This is a genomic window from Paenibacillus sp. UNC499MF (assembly GCF_900107975.1).
GTDB lineage: Bacteria > Bacillota > Bacilli > Paenibacillales > NBRC-103111 > Paenibacillus_F.
This window is the reverse complement of record NZ_FNVF01000002.1, coordinates 501,086-524,585: the sequence shown is the minus strand read 5'-3', so window position 1 is coordinate 524,585 and position 23,500 is coordinate 501,086. Positions and strand designations below refer to the sequence as shown.

Here is a 23,500-nt window from a genome sequence, read left to right as displayed (position 1 = left end):
ATGTAGTAGCAAGTAAGTTCAGTATATCGCCTAAATTATGTAGACACACCAGCCAATCCCAGTTTTTTTCCCCATCCAATCCCCTCATGCGGTATAATAAACGAAACAAGGAGGGTTAGCCATGAATATGAGCTGGAAACCGCGGCCTTATGACCACACCCCTATATTTCGTCAAATTTGTACGTATTTCAAGGAACAGATCTTAAAAGGAGAGCTCTCGCCAGGCACCCGGCTTCCGACAGAAAGAGAGCTTGCGCTCCAATTGTCCGTCAACCGGAGCACCGTATCGGCCGCCTATGAAGAACTCCGGGCTACGGGACTGGTTTACTCGGTACAGGGGAGCGGAACCCGGGTCAGCGAAAGCCTCTGGGAAACTACCGTCCAGACCGCGCCGAATTGGGATCATTATCTGGGACGGCGGTTCTTCAATCCCAACGCGGCCATAACCGACAAAATCGGCGAAGCCGCCTCCATACCCGGCATCGTAAACATGATCAAAGGGGAGCTGGCCCCGGATCTGATGCCGCTGGACCTGCTCGGCGAACTCGCGTCTCAAATCGACTATTCGCAGGCCTACAGCTACTTCTCGGATAACCGCGGCGAACCGGCCTTGCGCGCCGCCCTGTCCGATTTTATGAAAACCCGGTCCGGCATCTCCGCCTCTCCCGAAAGCATCCTGGTCACGTCAGGAGTGAAGCATTCGCTCCAGCTCATTTCCAACACTCTTCTCCAGCCCGGAGACGCAGTCGCTCTCGAAGGACCTTCCTATATCTATGCCATGCAGGTTTTCTCATCATCCGGTATCCGCATGTTTCCGCTTCCCGTGGACGAACACGGCCTGATTCCGGACGAACTTCCGCGTCTGGTCCACAAACACAATATCCGCATGGTATTTACGAATCCCACCTATCAGAATCCGACTGGCACGACACTCAGCCCGGCTCGACGGGCCAAGCTTATCGACCTGTGCGAACAGCTCCGTCTTCCGCTAGTAGAAGACGATCCGTACGGTCTGCTTCATCTGTCAGGCTCGCCTCCCGTTCCGCCTCTAAAAGCATTGCCCGAAGGGGACAAGATTGTCATCTACCTCGGAACGCTGTCCAAAATCTCGACGCCCGGCATGCGTACAGGCTGGATTGTGGCTCCCCCGCCGGTAATCGCCAAACTCGCGGAAACCAAAAACCGTATGGGCTACAGCTCCAGTCACTCCGGAGAACGGCTCGCTCAGCTGTATGTAACCTCTCCTTCGTCCGTTCCATCCTTGATCTCCATCCGCGAAGGTTTGACGGCAAGAAGAAATACTATGCTGAACGCGCTGCAGCGCGAGCTTTCTCCGTACGCATCCGTTTTTGGCGGAAATCAGAACGCACCGGGGGGATATTACGTCTGGCTCAAGCTTAATTTGCCTTTGGAAGACAAACAATTGGTCGATCTGGCTGTAAAAGAAGGCGTTATGCTGTGGCCCGGAAGCATTTACGGCATGAAAAAAGGATTTTTCAGACTTACCTACGCCTCAATAGGAGAGCACCAAATCGTTGAAGGAATCCGCAGAATACGGCGTGCTTTCGAAAAGGCGGTTCTGTAGCCGGCTTTGCCTCGCCGCAGGTGTAACCGATTCGCCCGTAATCCGTATGAGTAGGGAGACTCCGTGCTCCGGCACAACTATCTCCGAACGGAAGTGAGACATGAACAGACGGCAATTTCTCCGCTCCCTTGCGGGTGCTTTTGCGGCGGCCTCTCTCGGTGCCGCCGCTTTCTACTCCTTTTTTACCCGTGGCGCTTCCAAAGAACTGGGCTCCGGACTCACACCGCCATCCACCGGTCCGTCCGCCGCTCACCCTCCGGTCTCCGCCGGCCCGGGAAAGCTGCTTGCGTCCTTCTGGCTGCTGAGCGACCTGCACGTCACCCCTTACGATTCAGAGACGTCCGAGAAGCTGAAAAAAGCGCTGGCCGATCTCTTAAAAGCGGAGCACCCCGGGGATGCGCTTATTTTGGGAGGAGATCTGACCGAGTACGGTTCGGATAACGACTACAAACAGCTCAAAAGCGTGCTCGGCGGCTTTAAGCTGCCCCCATTATACGCCAACATGGGCAATCACGATTATTACGACATCTGGATTGACGGTAAAGGAAGCTTCGCCACGGAAACGCAGCCCAATGGTAAAACGGATGCCCAATCGAGGCAGCGTTTCCAAACTTTTATGAAAACCGATCGTCCTTACGGCAAGTTTGAAGCCGGCGGGATTCCGGTATTTCTGCTGTCCCAGGAAGCGTACGTGCAGGAAAAACCCGAGGTCGGCGAAGGAGCCTGGTACTCGGATGAGCAGCTGGCCTGGCTGAAAGCCGAGCTGGCGATACGGGAGAAGCATCTTCCCGCTCTCGTTATGATTCACCAGCCACTTCCGCAGGAGGGCTCCGACGGAGGCACCCACCGGGTGATCCGGGCCAACGAGCTCCGCGCCATTCTAGCCCCGTATCCCAACGTATTCGTATTCTCGGGCCACACGCACCGCGATTTTACGGCCAACCATTACACCCGGCACGCGACCTTTCACTGGTTCAGCAACTCGACCGTAGGACGCAGCCGCTCCAAAGTGCTGTCTCAGGGAATGTATATCCAGGTTTACGAGCATGAGGTACGCGTACGCGGCCGGGAGTTCAGCAATGCAAGCTGGATCGGTGCCGCGGACTGGACCGTCCCGCTCCAAAAAGCGGCGGACTGAGCCGCCTGCTGACACAACAACCGCAGCAGGAAGGCTTGCCGCCAACAAGCGTCTTCCCGGCTCGGACGGACACGCCTTGCTGCAGAAGCAGAAGGCCAGAGGCGGCATAATCCCCGGCGTCCGGCTATTGCCCGGCGATTTTAAAACTCCCCTCGCACTAAGTTCCCGGCAAGACAAAAAGCCGTCGAGGAATGACTTCCCGTCCGGCTTCCGCTGGATCCCTCTGTGCGCAGGGGCTTTTTTTTATGGAACGAAATCGTCAGCCGTCGGCTCAAAAAACAATGAAGCTCGTAACGCCCGGCAAATGGCTGATTGTACCGGGTTGGCGGACAGTCACCCGGCGGTCTGAAATACCGCAGGCCGAACAAGTCCGGCCGGGACAGTTCGCCGTTGATGGACCGGACGTCAGGCGCTTATCCCGCTCCCGCGTTTTTCTAGCGGTGCTGCGCGTAGCGGGACGCCTTGGAGATCCGCCGGATCTCGGCCAGCTCCTCCTCGGACAGAGGAGCTGCCGCTCCCGCTTCCGCGTTGTGCGCGAGCTGCTCCAGGGAGCTGGCCCCCGGGATGACGGCGGCTACCGCCGGGTGGGCCAGCGCGTAGCGGATGGCCATATGGCCGGGGTCCCTGTCGGAACCGACCCGTTCAAGCAGCCGGCGGCGTACCTCCGGCAGTTCTTCCGCGCTGTAATCGAGATAGCCCCGGGCGGCTTTCTCTTCACCCCTTGCGGTGAGAATGCCCCGGGCTACCGGACCGCGGGCGATCAGGCTGATGCCTTTATCCTCAAGCAGAGGCAGCACCTCTTCTTCCGGCCGCCGGTCCAGGATGCTGTATTGGCTCATCACGCTGACGATGCCCGAGCGTTTCACATATTCGCGGATGACGTTCGGCCGGATCGACGAGATTCCGTAATGGCGGATGAGCCCTTCCTCCTTGAGCTCCTCGAAGGCCTCGATCGTCTCGTCGATGGGATCCTCCAGCGTTCCGCCGTGAAGCTGGTACAAATCGATATAATCGGTCTGCAGCCTCTTCAGACTGTCTTTTACAGCCGATTTGATATACGCTTTGGACGGATCCCACGTCCATCCCTCTTGTCCGGGAATCCGCCGGTTTCCGACTTTCGTCGCCAGCACAACCTCGGATCTGCGGCCCCGGAGAGCTTTGCCCACCAGCTCTTCATTACGTCCTTCGTCGTACAAATCGGCCGTATCGAGGAACGTCACGCCCAGATCCAGCGCTTTATGGACGAGCCCGACCGCTTTCTTCTCCTCTGTTCCGAGGGACATGCAGCCGAGCCCCACTTCACTTATAAACAGCTCGGTTTGCCCCAGACGATTCTTTTTCATAGACGGATCCTTCCTTCCTCTAGTCGTATTTATATTGCATTCCCGGGTTATAAAAGGAAGCCGGCACCCATCCGGCACACGGCTTCATATGTACGTTTATGTTTTCGGTTCCGCTCTTCGGTCAGATACGGATGTCAACCACAATGCTGTCCACACGTCCGACTTCGCGGATATAAGCGGCAACCGCCTGATGTTCCGGATGAGGCCCGTAAGCTTCCAGCGCTTCCTGGTTCTCGAAGCGGACGGAAAGGACCAGCTGGTACCCCTGGCTGTTGGGGGAGAAATTCAAACCCGCCTGCAGGTCAATGACGCCGGACAGATGGTTTTTCAACGCTTTAAATCTGGCGATGACATCCTGAAGCTGCTCCTCCGTCGTGGATTCGCCGAATTTTACAAGCACGATATGATCGATCAATGGATTCCCTCTTTTCCAATCGTAATGCTTCCAGTATACCATATCGAGCCAGTTTACTTAAAATTAATAATATATAGTAAGTTTACCATATTTATCAATTATGGTATTATTCGGATATACTTCTTTTAACCATCTTACCGCGTTTTTGGAGAGGAATTTATGCTTTTCAAGGAGGATCTTTTGCGTTTCCGCAAGTCCAGACAGCTTGTCAGGAAAAGCTTGCTTGTATTTACCGTCCTGGCTGTCCTTATGACTGCCGCGATCATTATTTCACAATTGCTCAATCATGAGTTTGCATCTCCCGACGAACTGGATTCTCTGGACAATGAAAACAAAACGGTACGATCCGCCTACAGCGAAACTGTACTTGCTCTGGAAATGTATCAGGAAGGTATCGCTTATTTCTCCAGGACATTGGGAAATTCCCTGGTAACCGCGGCCCCTGCAGCACAATCGCAGCTACCTCCTATCGCCGGTCAGATCACCAATTATGATTTGATCGACTTAAGCACCCGTTTGAACGGCCTTCATGTGTCTCTGATCCAAAAGAACGACCGGCAATTCGTAATCATTAAATCTTCCAATTACGATCTCATAGGAACCACCTTCGAAGATTCGGATACCGAGTACATGGAACTGGCCTCTATTATGGATAATAAGACGTATAAAAGCTGGGACGGAAGTCCTTCCGTAAATAACTGGACAAAGCCTTTCTACATAACAGGGTCCGGAACGGGCACGAACATTTCTTTTGCAAGAAGTTATTATGATGGTAAATCCGACTACATAGTTATGACATCTGTAAATGTTTCCTCACCGCTGGAACCGAACAAAATCTCCGATATTCTGCAAAAATCCCAAGCTGACCACCCTTCACTCAGGGAAATCGCCTTAATAGATCCCAAATATCTAGAGCCCGACCCTATCATAGTAAAGGGTGAAAATAAAGTTGTAACCCGGGGAATTCTTTTTGGGACTTATGTAAACCGAGGAGCCCGGGATAAAGAAATGCTGGACTATGTCCGCGTACATCGTAAGACAGCCGGGTATAACGATCTTGTTCAGGATAAATTGGTTCGCAGGACCTTTGTGCCGATCGACAAACCTTCTGAAAAGTATATTTTGGCGCTTGTTACCGATTATCATGTGACTTTTGAGTCAAAATTCGTTCAAATACTTTTGTCCGCCGCCGCTTCCGAACTTGTATGGATCTCATGGCTGTTGATCAAGCATTTTGTTGTTAAGGCTTACAGGTGGCTCTCCACCATTTGGGGGCATTCCTCCCAAGATAAAGCCGAAGAGTTTATTACCCAGGTACGTGCCCAGTGGCATGACTGGAATCACCATGTCCAGGCCCTCTATTCGCTTCTTAAGTCCGGCGGGAAAGAGGAACAGGAAAAATATCTGGACGAATTGATAGGCGATATCTCTTCGACCGGAAACGTTCTGCAAATCAGCCATCCCGCCATTGCCGCCGTTGTCCGGGCCAAATGCGCGCTTGCTCAGCGAAAAGGAATTAACATTCACTGTGAGTTCCATTTGAGCCAAAAAGATTTTCCGGGAATCAAATCGGTCGATCTTGTCCGTATTATCGGAAACCTGCTGGACAATGCAATGGATGAAGTGGAGAAATTGCCGGAAGAGGAGAAATGGATCGAATTGAGCGGGCGCATCCTTCAAAATAGGCTCGAATTTATCATGACCAATCCAATAAGCCCACAACCTGCTATAAATCTCCGCCAAATGTTCAAAAAAGGCTACACAACTAAAAATATCGGTTCGGTTAACCGAGGGCTTGGTATGTACATCATTAAACGCATCGTTGAATCTTATTACGGCACTATTGCCGTTGAGACAAAAACTTATGAAGTTACTTTTCATGTCTCCATTCCGTTAGTTCAATGAGGAGGTGCCAAGGGCTGTGGAAATTTCAAAGCGGGATGATTTCACCTTATCCGTCATGATAGCCGAAGACGACGAAGCCACACGCAATTTTCTTGCAGAAGCCGCAAAATCGCATAATCTTGACCTCCTCGACGCCGTATCGTCCGGAAGCCGACTCGTGCGCTCCGCTCTGGAAACCCGGCCCGATTTGATTATTATGGATATCGGCCTGGAAAGGATGGACGGCATCTCCGCTTGTACCCGACTCGTGGAAGCAGGTATCCATCCCTGTATCATATTCGTCACCGGCTCCGTTCAACCGGAACATTACGGCAAAAGTTACGAGCTGCAGTCGGTAGATTATGTAACCAAACCGTTCACGAAGGCCCGTTTGGACCGTGCTCTGCAGCGGGCGAAGGATAAAGTGCATCTTGGGCGCCTAAGCGCAAGAGAACCTAAAGGCGACAGCCGGCTGGTGTCAGTGCCCCATCGGAACCGCCTTGTCCATTTTGCTGCCTCGGAATTGCTGTACGCCGAGAAAGTATCCCGCCACTGCACAAGGATCGTTCTGACCTGCGGGAAAGTGATCGAATCGGATACGAATCTAAGCCGTTTGGCGGCTCAATGCCCCGATATCTTCCTGTCACCGCACCGGAGTTATCTTCTTAATGGCTGTCATGTTAAAAAAGTGCTTCCCGATCCGCTGCTTCCCGGTAATTATCTGGTTGAAATGAAAGACTCCGGGGAACCGATTCCTTTGTCGAGAAAAAAGTATCGCGAATTTATCGCGGCATTTCAGGCGCCTCCTTTTTATCCCGCCATTATTCGTGAGTACAGCGGCTGAACGCAAAACTGTCTGTATCCAGTCCTGAGTCATTAAAGTTTGTGAGCCCGACAAAGCTGATCCCGTGACGGATCAGCTTTTTTGTCGTTCGCTGACGCATTTCGGGACGGAAATTCGGTCCTTCGGGCAAATTCAGCCCCCTTACGATCCGCACGGTATATGATTCAATTAACAAAACGAAAGGAGGTGCACATGATGGCAGGTTGCACACAATGGATCAAAAACGATTGTAGATACGGAAACAATTGCAGCTCTACAAGCAAATGGACTCGTTGGATGATTTATAAATGTGATGACAATACGGAAGAAGCCCGGAAAGAAGGGGGCTGCTGTTAAACAGCGAAAGGGTGATTCGTCACCCTTTTTTATTCGTTTAAGGAGGTTGTTTGAAATGAATTGGACCGCGTGGATTCAAATGTTCCTTGCCCTCATACTTGTCACGTCCGCTCTGCCTAAACTTACCGGACTGACGGCCTTCAAAAAAACATTGAAACGCCTGGGGGTTGCTGACAAACTCGTTATGCTTGCTGCAGGCATCCCTTTACTTGAACTGGCCGCTGCGCTTCTGATTCTCTTCAGTCCCCTGCGTTTCGCCGGTGAAGTCGTTATTCTTGCTCTGCTGGGCTGCTTTCTCTGGGCTACCTATAAAGGAATGACCGGTAAATCCCCGGTAGAATGCTCCTGCTTCGGAAGTCTGACTTCGGAAACGTTCGGGTGGACTACACTGGCACGAATTGCCGTCATGCTGGCGTTGGATCTTATCCTGGTGTTTATACCGGACGCCGCCGGATTGGCGGATGCTTCTCTAGTCGAAGCCCTTCTGTACTTCACTTTATCCATAAGTGCACTTTTATTTTATATCCTTTATCAAACGATTCAGACCTACTTAAATCTCCTGACGGAGAAATAGAAAGGGGGCAAACGGGATGAACGGGAATCTGCTGCTTACAGCGTATTCAATCCTCTGGTTGTTTATTACGCTTTTTGCAATTTTGTACGTAAAGGTTGTGCGCCAGCAAACCAAAAGACTGCGGGGAACAAGTGGAGGCCTGCACGGTACGGACAAAGGAATCGAGTACGGGGCTGAATTCCCTTTGGCCGATTTTGCTGCAATTAACCAACTGGAATTAAATCTAGGAAAAGGACAAGACGGTTATATTGTACTGTTTACGGCAGCGGGCTGCGATGTGTGCAAAAACATTTATCCTCATATCGGTACCTATCAGAAGGATAACCCCCTGTTGAAAGTGGTCGTCCTAAATCTTAGTGAAGACAATACCGACCGTGAAGCTTGGGACTTGATTCAGGAGTATGATCTCGAGGTTCCCGTTGCAAAAATCGTGGAAGAAGATATCTTCCGGCTGTCCACAACTGTGTTCCCGTTCGGGTATGCGCTCGGTCCGGACAGGCACGTAATCGCCAAAGGAGTGATCGCTCTCCCTGCAGATCTTGAAGCTCTCACCCTGAATTACGAGACCTACCGGAAAGCCGGCTGACGGAAAGGAGAGAATAACATGCCGAATCCGTCTGAGACGTTTCGCACGATCGGACTGAGCGTTAAAACTTTCTTACGGCTTCTGCCCATGATTTGGCGCATTTCTCCGGGCAAATTTACCATGCTGCTCGTCATCCAGCTTCTCCTTGCCGGTATTCCCGTGTATCAGGTAGTGCTGACCCAGAAATTTCTCGATGCCGTCGGACAAGCCTTCCAATTGGGATGGAATCACGGGCAGGACGCCTATCTGATCCTTGCTCTGCAGCTTGGCGTTCTAATTCTAAACGGGTATTTGATCACGGCTCAAACCTACTTGGAAACAGTGATCGGCACCCTTGGAGCCGCATTCTTCCAGGAAAAGGTTGCCGAGAAGGCAATTCGCATTCCACTGATCGAGTTTGAAAATCCCGCCTATCACGACCGGATTCAACGTGCGACCAACGGGATTGAAACGAGGGGAATCCGGGTTTTATTTAACAGTATCAAAATCGCTCTTGGCTTGTTTACAGTAACGGCTTACATTGCTCTGCTTTACAACTTCCACTCGCTTCTAAGTCTCGGACTCCTTCTGTTTATCATCCCCTCTTTATATATCTACATCTGGCAGGGAAAAAGCCGGTTCAAGCAGTTAGTTCAGCAGACGGCGGAAAGCAGAAAAACGGCTTACTGCCATTACCTTCTGGTTGGCCGGGATTCCGCCAAGGAAATACGTGTATTCGGTATGTTCGGGTCCCTTCTTCATAACTGGCGCACGCTCTACATGCGCCTTGCGAAGGATCGTCTTAAGCTCGAAGGAAAGATTTCTTTTCTGCAGGCTCAGTCCGATGCGCTGCTCTATGTACTGGTAAGCGCAGTTACGGGACTGTTGATATGGATCGGCATAAACGGCAAGCTGACTTTGGGTCTTTTCGTGGCTCTCGGCCAGACGGTAACAAACTCTCAATCGAAACTTCAGAATATCTCCATGTACATTGCCACCATGTATGAGGATGTCCTTCATGTTTTGGATCTGTTCGGCTTTCTGGATCAAGAAGAGGAGGAAAAGGAGGACGAGGCACGGATCGAATTTCCTTCCGTTTTGACTCAGGGTATCACTGTCGAGAATTTAACCTTCCGGTATCCCGGGCAAAACCATGACATTCTTAACAAGATTAGCTTTCAAATAAAGGCAGGTGAGAAGATCGCCATTGTCGGAGACAACGGAGCAGGCAAGAGCACTTTGGTGAAGTGTCTATTGGGTCTGTATAAGCCTACATCAGGCGTAATCCGCTATGATGGAATTCCGGTTGAGAGCTACGATTACTCCGGTTTCCGAAAACAGGTGACCGCCGTTTTTCAGGATTTCATGCATTATTATTTAAGCTTGCGCGATAATATCACTCTCGGTGATATGGAGCAGAAGCAAAACAACGCCAAAATCAGGACGGCTTTGGATAAATCCGGCTCTACCGATTGGGTCGACGAACTTCCGGGCGGCCTGGATACGGAGCTCGGCCCCGTTTTCTTGGGAGGGAGTGAACTCTCTCTGGGACAGTGGCAGAGAATCGCCGTCGCGCGGGCTTTCTTCCGGGACTTTCAAGTCGTTTTTCTCGACGAACCTACGGCTTCCCTGGATCCCATGGCCGAAGCCGCGATATTTGACCGATTCACGGAGCTGACGGAAGGCAAGACGGCCATTTACATATCCCACCGGTTAGGAAGCTGCCGGAGTGCGGACCGCATTTTTGTGTTAAAAAACGGCTGTTTAATTGAAAGCGGATCTCATAAAGATCTGATCAGTCTGGGAGGCAGCTATGCCGCCATGTTCAAAACCCAGGCAAAATCATACGCCTAAAAAGGAGAGGCACAAGCTTCTTCTTTTGTTTCGTTTATTTCGTAATCCAGAGCAGGCAAATGCCCTCTTTTCCTCGTGGTTTAATTTATTTTCCTCCCTGCAACTCCGTTTCCTCACATTTTATCTCGCTCCCGATCACATATCGTCCCTTCCCGTGAATATACTTACTTAACAACAGGCCAAACTGTGCCCCATATTCCACAAGGAAGGTGCCCATCATGACAGACTCTTCGTTTATCGTCTCCCGAGAGGACTGGTCACTTCACCGCAAAGGCTACCAGGACCAGACGAGACACCAGGAAAAAGTCCGCGATGCGATCAAACAGAATCTGCCCGACATCGTGTCCGATGAGAGCATCATTCTGTCCAACGGCAAGCAGGTTGTCAAAGTTCCGATCCGCTCCCTCGACGAGTACCGGTTCCGATATAACTATCAGAAAAGCAAGCATGTCGGACAGGGCGACGGCGACAGCCAGGTCGGCGACGTGCTCGGCGTAGATCCCCAGCCTTCCTCCAAAGGCGGCAAGGGCGAAGGAGCCGGCGATAAGCCGGGCGAGGATTATTACGAGGCCGAGGTTTCGTTCGAGGAGCTGCAGGCGCTGCTTTTCGAAGAGCTGGAACTGCCGTTCCTGCAGCGCAAAGACAAGAAGAATTTTACGGTGAAGGAAGTGCTTTTCAACGATATCCGCAAGAAAGGCATCATGTCCAACATCGACAAGAAGAAGACGATTCTGGAAAATTTGCGGCGCAACGCCACGCAGGGCGATCCCGGCATTCACGGCATATCGCCGGACGATCTGCGTTTCAAAACCTGGAACGAAGTGGAAAAGCCCCATTCCAACGCCCTCATCATCGCTATGATGGATACGTCAGGGTCCATGGGATCTTTTGAAAAGTTTATCGCCCGGAGCTTTTTCTTCTGGATGACGCGTTTTTTAAGGACGAAGTATGAGCATGTCGAAATCGTGTTCATCGCCCACCATACGGAAGCGAAGGAAGTGACGGAGGAGGAGTTTTTTACAAAAGGCGAAAGCGGCGGCACCATCTGTTCTTCCGCTTATCAGACCGCGCTGGACATCATCGACTCCCGGTATCCGCCGGAGCAGTACAACATCTATCCGTTTCATTTCTCGGACGGCGACAACCTCACCTCGGACAACGAGCGCTGCGTGAAGCTGATCGGACAGCTGATGGAGCGTGCCAACATGTTCGGCTACGGCGAGGTCAACCAATATAACCGCAGCTCCACGCTCATGTCCGCTTACCGCAATATTCATCATCCGAAATTCATGCACTACATCATCCGGGAAAAATCCGAAGTGTACAAGGCGCTCCGATCCTTCTTCACACCCCGAACCGAGGGAGGCGAACTCATTTGACACCGGACGAAATCCGTCAGCTTGAACATGCGATAGCGGAAATTACGGAAGTCGCCGAAGGCTTCGGCCTTGACTTCTATCCGATGCGCTATGAAATATGCCCCGCCGATATCATTTATACGTTCGGGGCTTACGGAATGCCGACCCGTTTCTCGCACTGGAGCTTCGGCAAAACGTTCCACAAGATGAAAACCCAGTATGATTTCGGGCTCAGCAAAATTTACGAGCTGGTCATCAATTCCGATCCCTGCTACGCTTTCCTGCTCGACGGCAACTCGCTTATCCAGAACAAGCTGATCGTTGCGCATGTCCTCGCCCACTGTGATTTTTTCAAAAACAACGCGCGTTTCTCCCGCACCAACCGCAATATGGTGGAAAGCATGTCGGCTACGGCCGAGCGGGTGCGCCAATATGAGATTGAGTACGGAACCCGGCGGGTCGAGGAGTTTCTGGACTGCGTACTGGCCGTGCAGGAGCACGTTGATCCGAGCCTGACGAAGCCAGGGCGCAGGAAGCCGGACGAACAGGACGACAAGGACAGCGATAAGATGGGCCGCAACGGCAGACCGAAAACCGGCTACGAAGACCTGTGGGATCTGGAGGGGCGGGACACCGAGACCGATGAGGAAGAAAGCCCGCCGGTACGTTTTCCCCCGAAGCCGGAGAAGGACGTTCTTCTGTTCATTGAAGAAAACGCCCCCCATCTGGAGGACTGGCAGCGGGATATTATGACGATGATGCGCGACGAGATGCTCTACTTCTGGCCGCAGATGGAGACCAAAATCATGAACGAGGGCTGGGCTTCTTACTGGCATCAGCGCATCCTGCGCGAGCTGGATTTGACCGAGGAGGAGACGATCGAGTACTCCAAGCTGAACTCGGGCGTAGTCCAGCCGTCCAGGCAGTCGCTTAACCCCTACTACCTCGGGCTCAAAATTTTCGAGGATATCGAGAAGCGCTGGGACAATCCGAAAGACGAAGATCGGGAAAAGTACGGACGGCGGGGCGGCGAAGGACGCAGCAAAATTTTCGAGGTCCGCGAATTCGATTCGGACACGTCTTTTATCCGCAATTACATGACCAAAGAGCTGGTCGAAGACCTGGACCTGTACGTGTTTGAGAAAAAGGGGCCGGAATGGAAAATTACCGACAAGACCTGGAAAAATATCCGGGACCAGCTCGTCTATTCCCGCGTGAACGGCGGCTTTCCTTATCTGGAAGTCTACGACGGAGATTACCAGCGGAATGGCGAGCTGTACTTGCGGCACTCGTACGAAGGCGTCGAGCTCGACCTGAAATACGTGGAAAAAACGCTGCCGTACCTGTACCGGCTGTGGGGCAAACCCGTCTACCTGCAAAGCGTGGTGGAAGACAAAGCAGTGCTGTTTTCGTACGACGGGAAGAAAAGCCACCGGAAGTTTATGTAGAAGCGATTGGAGGGACGAAAAATCTCCCAGCGTGCAGCCCTCTGTGGGCTGAGTTTGGCAAGTCGTCTTACTATTAATGAAGCAAGCCTGCCCGCTTGCGACCTAGAAACCCGAGCGGGCAGGTACTCCGGCAAACCAGCCAAAACAAAAACCCTGCCCGTTCCGGTAATCAGCCGGTACAGGCAGGGTTTTGTTTGCGGCGCCGAAGTGCGGGAAAAACCTTCCCGGCTACTTGCGGAAGCCCTTCACCGGAATGTCCGACATATGCGCGGACACCGGAATATCGAGCAGGGAGCAGATTAAAGGAGCGACCGCCAGCTGCGGCAGGTAACTGTCCGTGTACACGCCGGGCGTGAACCGGTCTCCGATGGCGACGAGACCGACATCCCGCTCCGCCTCTCCCGTTCCGCCGTGATGCCCGTCTTCGTTCATGCCGTGGTCGGATGTGATGAGAATCTGATAGCCCCGTTCCATCCACACGGGCAGGAGCACGGCCAGCAGTCCGTCCATATGCAGAGCCTGGCCCCGGTACCGGGCGGAATCGGACGTGAACTTGTGGCCCGCATCGTCGATATTCATCGGATGAATATAGAGGAAGTCCGGGTCATGCGTCCGGCGCAAATACTCGGCATCCCCGATCAGATGGGAGTCCGGATAAGTGTCCTCATAGTAGAACATGCCGTGCTGAATCGGCTTGCTCTCGTCGTGCTGAATGCGGTCGGATACGTAATCGAACGGCGCCGAATTGTACAGCTCGCTCACCCAGTGATACGCCGCCGCGGCTGTCGTCAAGCCCTGCTGTCTGGCCAGATGAAACACGCTCGGAAAACGGGACAGCCTGACGACATGGTTGGCTGTAATCCCGTTTATGTAGCTGGGCGTCCCTGTCAGAAGCACCTCGTAAAGCGGCCTGGAGAGGCTCGGAAGCTCCGATTTCACCTTGTACAGAGCGGCCTGCGATTTTTCCACCAGATGATTCAAATAGCCCATGGATGAGAGCATGACGTCGTAACGCAGTCCGTCCAATACGAGGACAATCGTTTTTGCCATACGTGCGCCACCTGCTTTTGTGTGGTTTTATGTGAAATTACGTTGTTTTATTTTGATTTTAAAAGGGATTTGAAGCGCTGTCAACCGCTTTATTCAACCCCTGGTGCAGGCTGTCCAGCAGACGGCGGGTTTTATCGCAGCCGTACTCCCAGAACATGATGCCGGCCAGGCTTTGTTCCTCAACATACCGGCACTTATGACGCAGCGATTCCTCATCGTCGTAGGTAATAAACGTGCTGCCGTTAAACAGGTAAGGCGCTTTCGCTTCCTCGTCCCAATGCCGGACAAAGCCGTTTTTGTCAATATAATCGCTTGCGAGCGTCGTATAATTCGGCCCATATCCGCCAGAGCCTCCGGCTATCTGGTGAAGGCCGTTTGCCGCATCCGGCACCTTTTCCCACTGACGGGAATAAAAAGCGGCGCCGACCACGATTTTATCGCGCGGCACGCCTGCACCGAGGTACAGGTTAATCGACGTATCCGTGCTGATGCGGAACAAGTCCCCCGTCGAATTGTACAGATTCGTGTGATGTCCCGTGAGAACCTGGAAACCGCCCCGCATGTCGTATGTCATCACCTGAAGAAAATCGAGATACCGGTGCACCTGATCCATCTCCGTACCGTCCAGATAATACTGGTCGGCCCCCACTGCGATCGTAAGCAGGTAACGGCGTCCGTCCTTATGCCCCTGTTCGTCTAACGCTTCCCGGATCGTCTGCAGAAGCAGCGTGAAATTCCTTTTGTCGGCAGGGCTTGACTGGATGCCTGCGGCGGAATAGCAGGGATATTCCCAGTCAAGGTCAACCCCGTCGAACGGGTGCGCCTGCAGGAGATCCACGGCGGATTGCGCCATCCGTCTCCGCCCTTCTTCGGTTGAAGCGGCTTCGGAAAATCCGCCGGCCCCCCATCCGCCGACCGACAGGAGCAGAACGAGCTCCGGATTGACGGTTTTAAAACGCGTCAACTGGTCGAGATGCGCAAGATGACCGATGCTGATTGCATCCTCCCTAACGTGGCCGAAAGCCACATTCAAATGGGTAAGCTTGCGGAGATCTTCCCCGGTTACGTCCGGGAGTCCAGCATCGACGACATAGCCTGCTACTACATAAGGTTTGCTCATTGCGGCGTTTTCCTCCTAATCGTTCTCACACAAATTTCCGAAAATTTGCAAAGCTTCCCTGGCGGACCCCACTTTGTACCCCGATTGGGTATGACGGATTTGTCCCTTCCGGTCTACAACGAAAACGTGCGGGAAACCCGCGTCAGGCAGCGGACGCTTCGCGGCAAACTCATCCAGGGAGACATAGCCGTCATCCCGGACAAAACGAGTTCCCGCAGGCAGACCGCCGTAACCGGCGGGATCGAATGAAACCGTTCTCTCGTCGCCGCCTACCACCATTATAACGGCTGCATCCGCTTTCGCAAACGAATCGGCAAGCTCCGTAAGCTCACGGATCAGGTGCTTGGAAGGCTCCCTTTCCGGTTCGATCCAAGCCGCCAGAACGGCACGTCCGTCCGCCAGCTCTTCCAGTGTACGGGCTCTTCCGTCCGCCTCAAGGCTGCCGAAAAGGGTACGCCCGTCCACGGAACCCAGTACGGGAACAGCCGACGAAGCCGTTCGGAAATCCGGCGCAAGCTCCGTCTGCCGGCCGGGATTCACGTCCAAATAGCGGAAGCGGACCAACGCCGTCCCGTCCTTGAGCCGCGTACCTGTCGTCATCCGGTAGCTTCCGGCCTCCAGTTCAATAGGCACCCCGTATAGATCACTCTTGCCGTACGGGAACACGATTGTCCGGTAAAGACCGTCCTCCAGCCGGGCCAGGGTAAGGTTCTGGAAGTAGGCAGCCTCCGAAGCGGGCGCTGCGGCGGATTCTCCAGCTGTCCCAGGGACTGACCACGCGTCCGGCTCTCCGGGTCCGACCGGCCGGGGAATCAGCAGAAGTTTCCCTTTCTGCGCGGTGTTCTCCTCATGCCAACCCGCGCTGGTCCATTCGCCGTCCCGCATATACTCCGGCTTCTGATTATTCGGATGAAGCCGGGCCGGTATGCCGAGGCTGCGGCAGACGGCGACCAGCAGAATATCAAGAGAAAGGCGGTCGCCTTTCTTCAGCGCGAAGCTGCCTGCGGCGGTAGCCCGGCCCGGAAGATTCGTCAAGTCATCCCGCACCTCGAATTCGGCGGCGAAACGGCGAACAAGTTCCGTCGGGTCCTTCCGGTATGCCTCAGCCTCCTCTTCCGTGAAGGCTTCTTCGAAGAGCTGCCGGTACGGTCCGATCATTTCGAAGTGCACCCGCGGGCATAGAATGTACGGGACGAACACGTCCTCCCCGCAGGAATCCGCCCATTTCAAGGCATGCAGAAGATGATCGTCCAAAGTCGGCCGGAACGTGTCCAGCATGTCTTTGTCCCTCATGCTTTCCAGCAGCCGTAGAGGCCACACTCCCCAGGCGGCGGTCCGCTCCCGGAGAAAATCGCGGATTTCCCGGCTGTTCCCCCGGGCCTTGCGCAGCACGCTCCACACCCGCTCCGGGGGAAGACCGAGCTCTCCGGCCAGCTTTGCCGCGTCCTCTTCCCCGAGGAATGTGTCCTCGAAGTTTTTGCGGACCGCGGTTCCTTCCTGCTCCCGTTCCCGGTGCAGCTCCAGCATCTCCCCGGAAACATCGGTCCGGGCTTCGCCTTCCCGCTCGGGAGGCGGCACCATGTCGACATCCTGCGTCCCGGCCGGCGTCGGAGCGTTTCGGATAGTCAGTACCTGACTGGAACTGCCCGCCGCAGAGAGCTTCTCTTCTCCCCACAGACCGTCTTTGACGGCGCGGACAAGCAAATCTCCCCACCCCGTTCTGAACACGGCAAGGCCCTCCGAATCGGTCTCAAGAACGGCGATCGGGTACATTTCCGCCATGTTATAAACCTGGAAAAGAACGCGTGCGCCCTCCACCGGCCGGTCTTCCTCATCCTTGACGGCAACGGTTACCGTCCGCACGGGCGCATACGTTTCCAGCAGGTTGATTTCCGTCAGCCACTCCTCGGCCAGCGTAACCGGTTCCGGTCCGGGATAGTTGGCGTGTACCCGGGTGTTGACCAGCATGGCCCGCCGGGCGGGGGCATCGAACCAGCCCCGGTCAAGTGCAGGCTCCGGCTCGCAGGCGCCGATAAAATGCCACTGCCCGTCCGCCCATGCCTCCACCCAGGCATGATTATCGTCGCAGTGGGCCCAGCGGGGCGTGTAGCACTGCCGGGCGGGAATGCCGATGCTCCGCAGCGCGGACACCGCCAGCGTCGACTCTTCCCCGCAGCGTCCCTGCGCGCTTCTCAGCATCGTCAGCGGCGAGATCGTCCGCAGATCGCTTCCGACGTAGGTGGCCTTCTCGTGGCACCAGTAGTTGGTTTCCAGGATCGCCTTTTCCATCGTTAAATGCCTCGTCCGCTCCGCCAGCTCCCCGTAAAGAACGCCCCGGCAGTCTTCCAGATTCTCGCTGTTCACCCGGAGAGGCAGCACGAAATGAAGAAACAGATGATCCGGCACCCGCCTGCCCCAAGGCAATTTGGCGCGGATGTCGAGCGTCGTGCGGACATGGCTGAGGAACAAAGCGCCGTCATAATCCGCCAAATCGTTCAGGGGCATATACGCGATGAGAAATTTGAGCGCCCACGCCTCTTCTTCGGTCAATTCCTGCCGGAATACACCGAAAAGCTCATCTTCTTTGGCCCCGGCGAGCTCCCGCTTGATGTTGAATTTTCTCTGTACCTCCGCCAGCGTTTCGGCATCCAGAGAAAAAACCGCCTTTTGAGAGACGGGAGCCGTTTGTTCCCTTCCATCCCTATTTACCCTGTCATTCGGACGGTCAGCCCCGCCTTTATTCCGGTCCGCGTCCGCTTGCCGGTTCCCGTTTTGATGATGATTCCCATCGAACTTCCGGGTTGCTTCCTCCAGACGATTTTCCTCTTCTTGAAGATTTCCAACCTCTTGACGGTTCTCACCTTCTTGATGACTCCCCTTCTCCTGACGGTTCCCAACCTCTTGACCATTCTCATCTTCTCGCCGATTCCCATCTTCTTGACGGTTCTCATCCTCTTCCCGGCGATCTCCCAAACTCCGGTTCTCAAACGGCTTTATGTTCCGATTTGTATTCGCGTTCATCTGCTCCTCACTCCTTCCACAGTTTTCCGTCCTCGCGGATCACATAGACAGCTTTGCCGTCGGCGGAGGCGGCGTAAATCTGAAAGCTTCTGGCCGTCGTCTCCACCTGCGGAACGATGCTCCAAGGCTCAGAGCCGAGAAGCTCCTTGATATCGCTTATAAAAACACCGGTTATTTGAAAATGATTCCGCTGCCGGTAATACAGCTTCCGCAGCTCCCACTTTACGCGTTCATCATCCGGCAGCGTGAAGCTTTCCGGACCCTGCTCGTCCGCAAAAACGACATAGCCCCAAAGCTCGGGATAATGCATGTTGACAATTCCCATCGGAGACCAGACCCAGTTGTCTTCGGGATAAGGTTTGCCGCTTGCGGGATCGAGCATTTTCCGGTAGGTGCCGTCGGCAATCTCCGTCCGCCACTGTACCCGCGAGAAATTCACGCGCCAGAATTCTCCCCCGGCCGGCGGACGGTTTTCCGGAGCGCACTCCCGCAAAGCGGACCAGGGCATCGCCACCTCCAGCGTCCATTTCCGGTTGTCCGCGCCCGGGTTGTTCAGCTCCCCGTCTATATGGACGGCCGTTTTCAGCCCCTGGATGTCCCAGCCGTTGACGGGCGGTCCTCCGTCCCGGTAAGGTTTGACGAGCAGCAAATCCCAGACTGTATTGAGCGCGTTCATTTCGAATTCATAATACTGGTGGGTATCCCCGTCGGGGTCGATAAAAATCTCAAAATCGTTGTCGTGAAAAATGACGGAATCCCGCTCCGTAAGCGTCGCCCAGATCTGGTCCTCCATCAGCTCCGCCGCAAAATAGAAATACCGGTCGTCCCAGAGCATCTTGACCCGGGTTCGTTTCGACGGCTCGGGTCTTGCTTCTCCTTCGATATCGGTAAAATCGTCCGTCCAGCCGGCATCTTCCCAAAACGGCTTGTCGATCCGTCCGTCCAGCTCCAGCGGACCGGACGCTTTCCTGCATATGTAATGCTTAGGCGCAAAAGCGATGCGCGGTTCCGGCACCCCGCTCAATGACATGCCGATCACCCCTTTCTCTAAGTGGATAGAACTTTTCCGGGCGGACCGCCCTACTTCCCGGACAGCCGGAACACGATGGCTTCGGGTGCTTCCTTCTCCAAGACAGACTCCGGAAGACGAAGCGCGATGCCTCTTTCGGTCGGCCGGCAATCCAGCGGGACGTCCCCGTCCAGCAGCTCCACCCGGGCAAAAGAATCGTGGAGTGGAATACACATCTCCGCTTCCACCGGCCCCTGCTCCCGCTCGACCAGACAGATGGCGTAGACGGTCTCCCCCTTCCGCGTGAACCGCCAGCTGCCTTCGGAATAAGGCTCGCAGATGCGTGTTCCGTAAATGGCTTCGCCGTTTACCTTCAGCCACGCCCCGAGTCCTTTCATCCGGGCCACGGCCGTCTCCGGAAGCCTTCCGTCCGGCTGAGGCCCGACATTGAGGGCGAGGTTGCCGCCCTTCGCCACGATCTCGACCAGCAGATGAACGAGCTGGCGGACCGTTTTATACGTGTCCTCGTAACGGAACGAGAACGACGTCCCCATCGTGATGCAGCTCTCCCACGGGACGAGCAGGGGGCGCTCCGGCAGCGTCTGCTCCGGAGTGATCAGGTTCTCGTACGGTCCCCCCACGGTCCGGTCCGCGCAGAGCAGCCAAGGCTGGAGCTCGCGGGCTTTCTCTACGGCTTCGCCGAGCCGGATGTCCTGATTGTTGGCCGCGTTCACCCAGCCGGCGTCCAGCCAGAGCATGTCGATGCGCCCGTAGCGCGTCATGAGCTCTGCGATCTGCTCGTGCGTGAACTTCACGAACTGCTCCCACAGCCAGGGGTATTCCTTCGTGTCGTAGGAAGTCCCCCGCGACGTGCGGCCGCCCCGCTCCATTCCCGGAGCCCAGTAATAGGGTGAGCTCCAATCCGCTTTGGAGAAGTACGCGGATATCGCCAGCCCCTCCGCCCGGAAAGCGTCGAACAGCCTGCCGCAAATATCCGCATGCCGGTGGGCATGGAACGGGCAGTCGGGCTGCGTTACGCGGTAATCCGTCGTACGGGTATCCCACATACAAAAGCCGTCATGATGCTTCGTCGTAAAGTTCAGGTACTTGAAGCCGCTGTCAGCGGCAAGTCCGGCCCAAAGCTCAGGCTGAAAGCGGAGCGGGTTAAACGTGCGGTTCAGCCCGAAATATTCGCGTTTAAGCTCTTCCGCGTTCACGTCCCAGTCGATTCCGTCCCTGGACCAGTCCGCATCCGCGTCGCTCAGCGCCCATGATTCCACGACACCGAGCTGGGAATACGGCCCCCAGTGCATCATGAGCCCCAGCTTCTGGTCCCGGAACCATTCCAGCCGCTCCAGCAGTACAGGGTCTTCCGGTTTAACCCAGTCTTCCTCCCGGCTGTAATTGTGCACGCCTTCCACGACGACCGGCTGCGCCCCTTCTTGTGTTTCCGCTTTTATCTCACTCATCATATGACCTCCAGACAGGCGATCTTTTTTTGTAATCCCTTTCAAAAATGCTACGAACTGCCCTATGAATCTCCTGTTTTTTTGGTATGATTATGGATATTCCTTTCAAAACACCAATCAGAAGCTGAATCATTCCGAAACAGGAGGGAACTACAAATGAAATCCGATTACTTTAAATCGAAACTTTTTATGCGATATATTTGGTCGTATTTGTTTATCCTGCTAATTCCGCTGGCGTTCGCGACCATATTCATTTACCGCAGCGCCGTAAGCAATCTTCAGTCCGAAATCGAGCAGTCCCACCTTAACCAGCTCAATCAGACGAAAACCATTATCGACGGCCGGGTCAAAGAATTGACCGAAATCGCGTCCCGGATTTCTTACGACGAACGGCTGACGCTGTACAAGGTTCATGATCCCTATTACAGCCGGGAAGCGATCAGCGCATTGAACAACTACAAAGCGACCAGCTCTATAATCGGAGATCTGTTCCTGTACTATCACGACGACGATAAAATTTACTCGTCCTTCGGCATGTCCGGGCTGGACGTGTTTTCGGACAAATACAGCTTTCACAACTGGACCGAGGAAGGGCTGCGGCAGGATTTGAATACGCTTAAATTTGCGAAAATGCGGCCGGCGGACCTCGTCAGCCAGCCGACATCGCTGCAGCAGTCGATTCTCGCTTACCTGGTGCCGATTACGCCCAACAGTCCGGCCCCTCACGGGACCGTCATGTACTTTATCCCGGAGTCGGAGCTCACCGGTCTGATCGATTCCATTCTCGGCAGTTACCGGGGGCTTACGTACATTTTCGACAACAACGGGCAGGTCCTGACGAACAACGGAAATGAAGAGTCCCTGACGGCAGGCGACCTCGGAGCCTTGTTCAACCTTCCCGCGGGCATCCATAATCAGACGCTAAACGGGCAGTCCCACTCGGTTGTATCCGTGAAATCCGATAAAAACGGCTGGACTTACGTGACGCTGATGCCGAGCGCCCAGTTTTTCAGCAGCGTGCTGCATGTGCGCAGCTTTATTATTCTGCTGGTCTCCATCGTCGTGGTCGTCGGTGCCGCCCTGGCGCTGCTGCTGGCCCGGATGCAGTATCTGCCTATCTCGAACCTGGTCAATTTCGCCAGCTCCAAATCGAGAAGCGGCCGGACTGCGGGCAACGAGCTCGAACGGATCCGGATTTCCCTGCAGGAACACAGCGCACGTGCGGATCTTCAGGAGCCTTACGCCCGCAATCACGCCCTGCTCATGCTGCTTAAATACGGTCAGACCAAGAGCCTGTCGGCCGATCTTCTCGAAGCGTTCGATCTGAAATTCGATCATGCCCGTCACTTCGCGATGGTCATCGGTTTTGACAAGCGTTCTCATCTGCATGAAAGCAAAGATGACTGGCAAACGATGATTCAGCTTTTTGCCGAGGTCGATTTTCCCGGGCTTGCGGCAAGAGCTTACAGCGTGGAGCTTCCCCAGCCGAATCAGCTTGCCCTGGTCGTCGGGTTCGATCCGGCCGCTCAGGCAGCGCCATTCGGTCAGATGCAGCAGATCGTGGAAGGCATCCGGACCCATCTGCTGGAGCTGTTCGATGCCGCGCCGGTAATCGGGGTCGGAACGGCTTATACGAGCCACGAGCACTTGAACCAGTCGTACATCGAAGCGTGTTCCGCGTTTGAATCGAACATTTTGACCGTTCATGGAAGCGTTACCTTTTTTGAAAAGCTGTCCAGTACGCCGGAGCGCAGCACCTTCTGGATTCCCGGCAACGTGCTTTTGAAGCTGTCCCAAAGTCTCAAACAGGGCAGCTATGACGTATCGGAGCAGACTCTCCGGGAAGCGCTGAAGGATTTGCCGGCGGCCGGGCTGAGCGCCCCGCATCTGCGGCTGATCCACTACGACATCCTGACGACCCTGCTGAAAACCGCGTCCGAGCTCGGCATTCACGGCTTGACGCAGGACGTGCTGTCCAAGCTCAACTTCAATTCATCCGGGGAGTTTGAAGCTATCTGCCTGGACCTCGCCGGACGGATCTGCTCGCAGGTCGAACGGGACCGGACGAAGGAAGAGCATTCCCTCATGGACCGGATCGTCGGGTATATCGACAAGCATTTCATGGAGCACACGCTCAGTCTGGAAGTCGTATCCGCCGAATACGGCATCTCGCCCTCTTATCTCAGCCGGACGTTCAAGGAGAAGACCGGAATCAATTTTATCCAGTATATTTGGCAAAAAAGGATGAACGAAGTTATGCACCAGCTGAAAACGACGAACGATCCGCTCAAAGAGATCATCGTCCGCGTCGGCTATCTGGATACCCCCAATTTCATCCGCAAGTTCAAAAAGGAAACCGGCTATACGCCGGGCCAATACCGAACGCTGAACACGTCGGGCGAGCACGCTTAACCCGGAGAGATTCGGCGACGTGGTAATCGGCGGCACATGACGGCGGTCAACCAAGGTGGCAGGTCCGCTTCGGCC

The 23,500-nt window shown here is 54.4% G+C and carries 17 protein-coding genes; 10 read left to right on the top strand and 7 right to left on the bottom strand.

Annotation, left to right across the window (positions count from 1 at the left end):
* The first annotated feature begins 121 nt into the window (after window positions 1-121).
* On the top strand, window positions 122-1,585 hold the full coding sequence (locus C4S74_RS07465; RefSeq protein WP_103994710.1) for a PLP-dependent aminotransferase family protein: 1,464 nt from the start codon (window positions 122-124) through the stop codon (window positions 1,583-1,585).
* Between the two features lie 100 nt (window positions 1,586-1,685).
* A complete protein-coding gene (locus tag C4S74_RS07460) occupies window positions 1,686-2,723 on the top strand; it encodes a metallophosphoesterase (protein ID WP_103994709.1) in 1,038 nt (345 codons plus the stop codon).
* A 434-nt stretch (window positions 2,724-3,157) separates the two neighbouring features.
* Here C4S74_RS07460 and C4S74_RS07455 read toward each other — a convergent pair whose 3' ends face one another.
* Entirely contained in the window at window positions 3,158-4,066 is a 909-nt protein-coding gene (locus C4S74_RS07455; RefSeq protein ID WP_103994708.1) for an aldo/keto reductase, read from the bottom strand.
* 121 nt (window positions 4,067-4,187) lie between these two features.
* On the bottom strand, window positions 4,188-4,481 hold the full coding sequence (locus C4S74_RS07450; protein ID WP_042229211.1) for a Dabb family protein: 294 nt from the start codon (window positions 4,479-4,481) through the stop codon (window positions 4,188-4,190).
* A gap of 159 nt (window positions 4,482-4,640) precedes the next feature.
* Between C4S74_RS07450 and C4S74_RS07445 the strand changes: the two genes are divergently transcribed.
* The 7 genes from C4S74_RS07445 (at window position 4,641) to C4S74_RS07415 (ending at window position 13,344) form a co-directional block, all read left to right on the top strand.
* Complete coding sequence (locus tag C4S74_RS07445) at window positions 4,641-6,386, top strand: sensor histidine kinase (protein WP_103994707.1); 1,746 nt, start codon at window positions 4,641-4,643, stop codon at window positions 6,384-6,386.
* Window positions 6,387-6,402: 16 nt separating this feature from the next.
* A complete protein-coding gene (locus tag C4S74_RS07440) occupies window positions 6,403-7,209 on the top strand; it encodes a LytTR family DNA-binding domain-containing protein (RefSeq protein ID WP_103994706.1) in 807 nt (268 codons plus the stop codon).
* 391 nt (window positions 7,210-7,600) lie between these two features.
* Window positions 7,601-8,119 carry a MauE/DoxX family redox-associated membrane protein gene (locus tag C4S74_RS07435; protein WP_181024333.1) on the top strand — a complete coding sequence of 173 codons (519 nt, stop codon included), beginning with the start codon at window positions 7,601-7,603 and terminating at the stop codon, window positions 8,117-8,119.
* A 16-nt stretch (window positions 8,120-8,135) separates the two neighbouring features.
* Window positions 8,136-8,705 (top strand): glutaredoxin family protein, encoded by a 570-nt coding sequence (locus C4S74_RS07430; RefSeq protein WP_103994704.1) that lies wholly within the window; start codon window positions 8,136-8,138, stop codon window positions 8,703-8,705.
* 18 nt (window positions 8,706-8,723) lie between these two features.
* Window positions 8,724-10,538, top strand: a complete 1,815-nt coding sequence (locus C4S74_RS07425) for an ABC transporter ATP-binding protein (protein WP_103994703.1) — start codon at window positions 8,724-8,726, stop codon at window positions 10,536-10,538.
* A gap of 218 nt (window positions 10,539-10,756) precedes the next feature.
* Complete coding sequence (gene yhbH / locus C4S74_RS07420; RefSeq protein WP_103994702.1) at window positions 10,757-11,917, top strand: sporulation protein YhbH; 1,161 nt, start codon at window positions 10,757-10,759, stop codon at window positions 11,915-11,917.
* Window positions 11,914-13,344 (top strand): SpoVR family protein, encoded by a 1,431-nt coding sequence (locus C4S74_RS07415; RefSeq protein WP_103994701.1) that lies wholly within the window; start codon window positions 11,914-11,916, stop codon window positions 13,342-13,344. Before yhbH ends, C4S74_RS07415 begins: the two co-directional genes overlap by 4 nt.
* 228 nt (window positions 13,345-13,572) lie before the next feature.
* On the opposite strand, the gene C4S74_RS07410 is transcribed toward C4S74_RS07415, so the two are convergent.
* The 5 genes from C4S74_RS07410 to C4S74_RS07390 are packed head-to-tail and all read right to left on the bottom strand — an operon-like array spanning window position 13,573 to window position 21,013.
* Window positions 13,573-14,394 (bottom strand): alkaline phosphatase family protein, encoded by an 822-nt coding sequence (locus tag C4S74_RS07410; RefSeq protein WP_103994700.1) that lies wholly within the window; start codon window positions 14,392-14,394, stop codon window positions 13,573-13,575.
* A gap of 58 nt (window positions 14,395-14,452) precedes the next feature.
* The gene (locus tag C4S74_RS07405; protein WP_103994699.1) at window positions 14,453-15,514 is read right to left on the bottom strand and encodes a glycoside hydrolase family 18 protein; all 1,062 of its coding nucleotides are present in this window, start codon (window positions 15,512-15,514) and stop codon (window positions 14,453-14,455) included.
* 15 nt (window positions 15,515-15,529) lie between these two features.
* Window positions 15,530-18,535, bottom strand: a complete 3,006-nt coding sequence (locus tag C4S74_RS07400) for a transglutaminase domain-containing protein (protein ID WP_258042421.1) — start codon at window positions 18,533-18,535, stop codon at window positions 15,530-15,532.
* A gap of 7 nt (window positions 18,536-18,542) precedes the next feature.
* On the bottom strand, window positions 18,543-19,565 hold the full coding sequence (locus C4S74_RS07395) for a carbohydrate-binding family 9-like protein (protein ID WP_103994698.1): 1,023 nt from the start codon (window positions 19,563-19,565) through the stop codon (window positions 18,543-18,545).
* Between the two features lie 50 nt (window positions 19,566-19,615).
* Window positions 19,616-21,013: an alpha-L-fucosidase gene (locus C4S74_RS07390; protein ID WP_181024332.1), complete on the bottom strand. Its 1,398-nt coding sequence runs from the start codon at window positions 21,011-21,013 to the stop codon at window positions 19,616-19,618.
* A gap of 156 nt (window positions 21,014-21,169) precedes the next feature.
* Here C4S74_RS07390 and C4S74_RS07385 point away from each other — a divergent pair, with 156 nt between their 5' ends.
* Window positions 21,170-23,425, top strand: a complete 2,256-nt coding sequence (locus C4S74_RS07385) for a helix-turn-helix domain-containing protein (protein WP_103994696.1) — start codon at window positions 21,170-21,172, stop codon at window positions 23,423-23,425.
* Window positions 23,426-23,500 lie beyond the last annotated feature (75 nt).

Coding starts and splice junctions, on each gene's coding strand:
- C4S74_RS07460 (WP_103994709.1), top strand. CDS start 1,686: ATGAACAGACGGCAATTTCTCCGCTCCCTTGCGGGTGCTTTTGCGGCG.
- C4S74_RS07395 (WP_103994698.1), bottom strand. CDS start 19,565: ATGTCATTGAGCGGGGTGCCGGAACCGCGCATCGCTTTTGCGCCTAAG.
- C4S74_RS07390 (WP_181024332.1), bottom strand. CDS start 21,013: ATGAGTGAGATAAAAGCGGAAACACAAGAAGGGGCGCAGCCGGTCGTC.
- C4S74_RS07405 (WP_103994699.1), bottom strand. CDS start 15,514: ATGAGCAAACCTTATGTAGTAGCAGGCTATGTCGTCGATGCTGGACTC.
- C4S74_RS07410 (WP_103994700.1), bottom strand. CDS start 14,394: ATGGCAAAAACGATTGTCCTCGTATTGGACGGACTGCGTTACGACGTC.
- C4S74_RS07385 (WP_103994696.1), top strand. CDS start 21,170: ATGAAATCCGATTACTTTAAATCGAAACTTTTTATGCGATATATTTGG.
- C4S74_RS07435 (WP_181024333.1), top strand. CDS start 7,601: ATGAATTGGACCGCGTGGATTCAAATGTTCCTTGCCCTCATACTTGTC.
- C4S74_RS07445 (WP_103994707.1), top strand. CDS start 4,641: ATGCTTTTCAAGGAGGATCTTTTGCGTTTCCGCAAGTCCAGACAGCTT.
- C4S74_RS07400 (WP_258042421.1), bottom strand. CDS start 18,535: ATGAACGCGAATACAAATCGGAACATAAAGCCGTTTGAGAACCGGAGT.
- C4S74_RS07430 (WP_103994704.1), top strand. CDS start 8,136: ATGAACGGGAATCTGCTGCTTACAGCGTATTCAATCCTCTGGTTGTTT.
- C4S74_RS07425 (WP_103994703.1), top strand. CDS start 8,724: ATGCCGAATCCGTCTGAGACGTTTCGCACGATCGGACTGAGCGTTAAA.
- C4S74_RS07455 (WP_103994708.1), bottom strand. CDS start 4,066: ATGAAAAAGAATCGTCTGGGGCAAACCGAGCTGTTTATAAGTGAAGTG.
- C4S74_RS07465 (WP_103994710.1), top strand. CDS start 122: ATGAATATGAGCTGGAAACCGCGGCCTTATGACCACACCCCTATATTT.
- yhbH (WP_103994702.1), top strand. CDS start 10,757: ATGACAGACTCTTCGTTTATCGTCTCCCGAGAGGACTGGTCACTTCAC.